This window comes from Pleurocapsa sp. CCALA 161 (assembly GCF_003003995.1).
Classification (GTDB): domain Bacteria; phylum Cyanobacteriota; class Cyanobacteriia; order Cyanobacteriales; family Xenococcaceae; genus Waterburya.
The window spans coordinates 1-4,205 of record NZ_PVWF01000220.1 but is presented as its reverse complement, the minus strand read 5'-3'; the positions used below and the strand labels follow the sequence as shown (position 1 = coordinate 4,205).

General features: G+C 39.2%; 8 protein-coding genes and 1 pseudogene. 8 read left to right on the top strand and 1 reads right to left on the bottom strand.

Annotated features, from left to right (window positions below):
• The first annotated feature begins 133 nt into the window (after positions 1 to 133).
• The 5 genes from C7B62_RS26725 (at position 134) to C7B62_RS24755 (ending at position 2,730) form a co-directional block, all read left to right on the top strand.
• Entirely contained in the window at positions 134 to 556 is a 423-nt protein-coding gene (locus C7B62_RS26725) for a pentapeptide repeat-containing protein (RefSeq protein ID WP_255414099.1), read from the top strand.
• A 63-nt stretch (positions 557 to 619) separates the two neighbouring features.
• Positions 620 to 1,738, top strand: coding sequence for a DUF1611 domain-containing protein (locus C7B62_RS24770; RefSeq protein ID WP_106244073.1), 1,119 nt, complete (start codon positions 620 to 622; stop codon positions 1,736 to 1,738).
• A 23-nt stretch (positions 1,739 to 1,761) separates the two neighbouring features.
• Positions 1,762 to 2,268: a hypothetical protein gene (locus C7B62_RS24765; protein WP_106244069.1), complete on the top strand. Its 507-nt coding sequence runs from the start codon at positions 1,762 to 1,764 to the stop codon at positions 2,266 to 2,268.
• A 77-nt stretch (positions 2,269 to 2,345) separates the two neighbouring features.
• On the top strand, positions 2,346 to 2,510 hold the full coding sequence (locus tag C7B62_RS24760) for a hypothetical protein (protein WP_233220148.1): 165 nt from the start codon (positions 2,346 to 2,348) through the stop codon (positions 2,508 to 2,510).
• A complete protein-coding gene (locus C7B62_RS24755) occupies positions 2,497 to 2,730 on the top strand; it encodes a hypothetical protein (protein WP_106244065.1) in 234 nt (77 codons plus the stop codon). Before C7B62_RS24760 ends, C7B62_RS24755 begins: the two co-directional genes overlap by 14 nt.
• Before the next feature lie 151 nt (positions 2,731 to 2,881).
• Here the strand turns inward: C7B62_RS24755 and C7B62_RS25965 are convergent, their stop codons facing one another.
• The gene (locus C7B62_RS25965; RefSeq protein ID WP_158260749.1) at positions 2,882 to 3,049 is read right to left on the bottom strand and encodes a hypothetical protein; all 168 of its coding nucleotides are present in this window, start codon (positions 3,047 to 3,049) and stop codon (positions 2,882 to 2,884) included.
• A 15-nt stretch (positions 3,050 to 3,064) separates the two neighbouring features.
• Between C7B62_RS25965 and C7B62_RS24750 the strand changes: the two genes are divergently transcribed.
• The 3 genes and pseudogenes from C7B62_RS24750 to C7B62_RS24740 all read left to right on the top strand — a co-directional run.
• Complete coding sequence (locus tag C7B62_RS24750) at positions 3,065 to 3,328, top strand: hypothetical protein (RefSeq protein ID WP_106244062.1); 264 nt, start codon at positions 3,065 to 3,067, stop codon at positions 3,326 to 3,328.
• Between the two features lie 99 nt (positions 3,329 to 3,427).
• Positions 3,428 to 3,661 (top strand): Nif11-like leader peptide family RiPP precursor, encoded by a 234-nt coding sequence (locus C7B62_RS24745; protein WP_106244057.1) that lies wholly within the window; start codon positions 3,428 to 3,430, stop codon positions 3,659 to 3,661.
• Positions 3,662 to 3,850: 189 nt separating this feature from the next.
• Positions 3,851 to 4,141, top strand: a pseudogene (locus C7B62_RS24740) (IS1 family transposase); the annotation flags it as partial.
• Between the last annotated feature and the right edge of the window lie 64 nt (positions 4,142 to 4,205).

The window sequence follows — 4,205 nt, the reverse complement described above, 5'->3', positions numbered from 1 at the left end:
AGCGTCAAAAGTCACGACTTAGTACCGAGGAGTTGGAAACCCCAACTTCAAGCGTTAGCTAAGTTGGGGTAGTTCATAATGATCCGCAGCAGGACAGCGAGATTTTAGTCGGGTGAGTCTAATTTAAGTATGTCTGACTAATGCCAATCTAATTGGAGCGCATTTAACTGGAGCGCACTTGATTGGCTCGAATTTACAAGGGATAAAGCTAACTAAAGCGCATCTGAGTCAAGCTATATTAAATGAATCAAATCTGGCAGATACAGAAATGGTTCAAGCGTGCCTAATTGATGCAGAAATGATTGACTCTGACCTTAGTGGAGCAGATTTGAGAGAAGCAGATTTACGAGGCGCAGATTTACGAGGGGCTAATTTAGGTGGAGCAGACTTACGAGGGGCAAACTTACGGAATACTAATTTGCAAGGAGCTGACCTACGAGGAGCAGATTTAACAGGAGTTAACTTAAAGATGACTAAATTAGAGGGAGCTAACTTAAAGGGAGCCTATTTTAATGAGTCGGAACTTCAAGCAGTAGAAGTCAATCAATCTCTCTGATCTATAAATATGGGGCGACTTTGCCTCATCAAAATTTTACAATTAATCGGGAAAATAACCTTAATGTCGATCGCCAAAAAAACAGCTTTAGTCTATTGTGAAAATCAATTTGGTTTAATGGACGGCAAAACCGCAGCAGGGTTAGTTCGACACTCCGAAACTTATAATATTGTGGGGGTAATTGATAGTTTCTTAGCGGGGGAAGATGCAGGAGAAAAACTAGATAACAAGAAAAACAATATTCCCATCTTTGCTAACTTACAGTCAGCTTTAGATCTATTACCAGACATTCCCCATTGCTATATTTATGGCAAAGCTCCCTTAGATGCGACCTTATCTATAGCAGAAAGAGCCTTAATTTTGGAAGCCATGAGCAAAGGCATGGACATTATTAATTGTCTTCACGAATTCTTTTCTGAAGATCCTGAATTTATTGAGGTTGCCAATCAATGGGGAGTTAAAATTCGAGATATTAGAAAACCTCCCCAATTAAAAGACCTCCATGTTTTTACTGGTCAAATTGCGAAAGTAACTGTTCCTGTAATTGCCATTTTGGGTATTGATTGCGCTTGTGGAAAAATGACTACCGCAGTGGAATTAAACAACGCCTTAAACAATTTGGGAATTAAATCGGTGCTGATTGCCACAGGTCAAACAGCAATCATGCAAGGGGCGAAATATGGTGTTTCCATCGACGCGCTAACGTCCCAATTTGTGATTGGGGAAATAGAAAATGCCTTTGTTCGAGCTTTTGAAATGGAAAGTCCCGATATTATTTTAGTGGAAGGGCAAAGTGTCGTCTCCCATCCAGCCTTTATGAGTTCGGTGGGTATTCTCAAAGGATGTATGCCCGATGGAGTTATTTTACAACATGCTCCTAGCAGGAAATTCCGTTGTGATTTTCCCCTTTTACCAATGCCAAATATTGTTAGTGAAATTCTGCTGATTAGAGCAATATCCCAATCCCAGGTAATTGCGATCGCTCTAAGCCATGAAAACATGACCGAAACAGAAATTCAGAAGACTATCAAAGGCTATGAAGACCGTCTTTTATTGCCAACCACAGATGTCTTAACCTATGGCTGTTCAAAACTGACACGTGCCTTGGGTAATCTTTTTCCCACTCTCAACCGACGATACAAAGGAAATTCTCAGATACGTCCCTTGTTAACAACGGGGTGAACATTAAGGGTTGCCACAAAAATATGCCAGGGTTTATGCCCAGAATTGAAATCACCCTATCCCAAATCCAGTATAATGCTCGGATGTTATGCGAACTTTATGGAGAACAAGGTATTTCCTTGATGGGAGTATCTAAGGCAGTATTGGGAGAGCCTTTAATTGCCGAAGCCATGATTCGAGGCGGGGTCAAGTTTATTGCCGACTCTCGTTTAGAAAACATTCAATCGAAAGTAAAGCCTTCTGTACCTTTTGGAGAAATTGGACGAGATGCTTTTGGCAATATCCCCGTATTCAAAAATTGTGGTACACATCAAAGAGCAATTATTGCTTTAGGCAAGCAGGACACTCTAATCTCTGGTTTAAGTCCAGATCGAGATCTCGAAATATTAGGGTCAAGTAGCGATCATCTAGTTCTCGACAGCCAAAAGTCCGATCTCAAAGTGGGAGTGGGAGTAAATTTCAATCTAGATTACGGCAGTCTTTTGTCTGCCATGACTTCACCTTTTATCAAAAAGCAATTTATCAACTGAAACTTGAGATAACAACAAAGATGAATAAAAAATACATCAATCCTGCACTTTAAGAAGAACCGATAGGCGAACCAGCAGTGATTATTACTCCTAGAGAAAATGAATCTCTTTTTAGATGGATTAAGAGTACTGGTCGATTTATGCCTAGTCATTCTGAGAGGTTTCGCGATGACATGATGACAAAGACAAATGAACTTGAAGATATTCTAGACCAAGAGGAAGAATTAGATGAAGAAGAATAAAGTGCTGTTTGATACGAAAATTCAAGCATTTCAGATTAAGCCAGGCGATCGCATTATTGCCTATTTTAGAAACAAAATGCAGATCTGCACGGTAAAATCAATCTCTAATAGCGATCGAACCAACATAACACTACTAGTATTTCCTGGCGAACATTATCGCTATTCAAGCTCAGGTACTATTCAGTTTAAGCCAAAAGCTTTAGTGGATTTAGTTGACTAAATTTTTTACTTATAACTAGCTAAAAATATGAGGAACAAATAATCTTTTTAGCTAGTTAAAGTCCTAGAAAATTCATAGAGTTCACTTGTTTGCTTACGTTGCCATTAATTACCAAATGTTGGTATCAAAATATTTAACAAATTTTGGAGTTTTATGGCTGATGAACGAAATAGAGATAAACAAACATCAAACCTATAAATATAAAGGTTTGAAAATCGGTATTTGGAAGACAGCAGACAGAAAATTTATTCGTCGTTCCTAGGCTGTTATTTACTTTGGCGATCGCAAATATCTCAGCGATCGCGGTAAAGAAATTCACAAAAAGTTTAAGTATTTGTATTTATGGGACTGTTCTTTGCCTGATGGCGACAGTTATAACTATAAATTTGGCGAAGACTGTGGCATTTTTTATCCTACCGATTATTTTGAAGTGACGGAAGCTAAAGCGATCGCCAAAGCTCAAAATATTATCGATGTAGAGCTAGAAAAAGTAGGAATGGAATTCTTCGATTCTAGTCTGCCAACTCATGTTTACAATCGTGAAACGGGGCAAGTAACTTTGAGATGGTGTCTTCTTGAAGATAATTATGAGTTATAATTATATATGTTTAAATAATTTATGCTTATAAGAACTGAAAGTATACAAAGTTAGAAAAACATCGAAATAAAATTCATCCTTGCAAAAGGAGGCACAATTATGACTTCGCAAAATGCTGCTCGAATCTATAAAAAGGTAGAGCAAGCCCACGCTCAACAAGAAAGACAGAAAGCCAAGAAAGATCCAGAAGCTTTCATTCTTCTGGCTAAAGCCAGAGGCTATGCCTTCACAGTCAAAGATTTAGAAACTCAACTCAGTCAATTGTCTGATGAGGAGGTAGCAGGTATTTTTAATCCAGGTATTGGACAAAGGCGACATCTGTTTCCAAAATAAAAGAATTGGAGAGATCGCTGCTGTTTAGGTAGTAAATTCGTAGTGCAATTAGGCTGGAAATCGCTCTTTAGCTTTTGAATATTTTAAAGCGATTCAAGCCTGGAGAGAAGGTGGCTCTCAAATGCCTAAAGTTTTAGGGTAGTGCTCTAGATGTAATGATGGAGGAGTAGAATTTCTTACAGTTACCCGGGTGTTTATATTGGTGCGCGAGATGAAGCAGCAGCTCGCCAGTTGTGGTCGTCTTTGCCTGCGGTCTATCGCCAATGCGCCATTGCTTACACTGATTTTTGGGCAGCGTATGGGGCAGTGCTACCGAGCAAACGACATCGAGCGGTTGGAAAAGAAACGGGTAAGACCAGCTACGTTAAGCGATTCAACAATACGTTGCGTCAACGAGTATCTCGTTTGGTGCGAAAAACCTTGTCCTTTTCCAAATCATTAGAGAATCACATTGGTGCAATTTGGTATTTTATAAATTAATGTCGGGCTGAAAACTCATGCGTCTTGTACCTTGAGATGAAAGCCCGACCAGGAAACAAACATC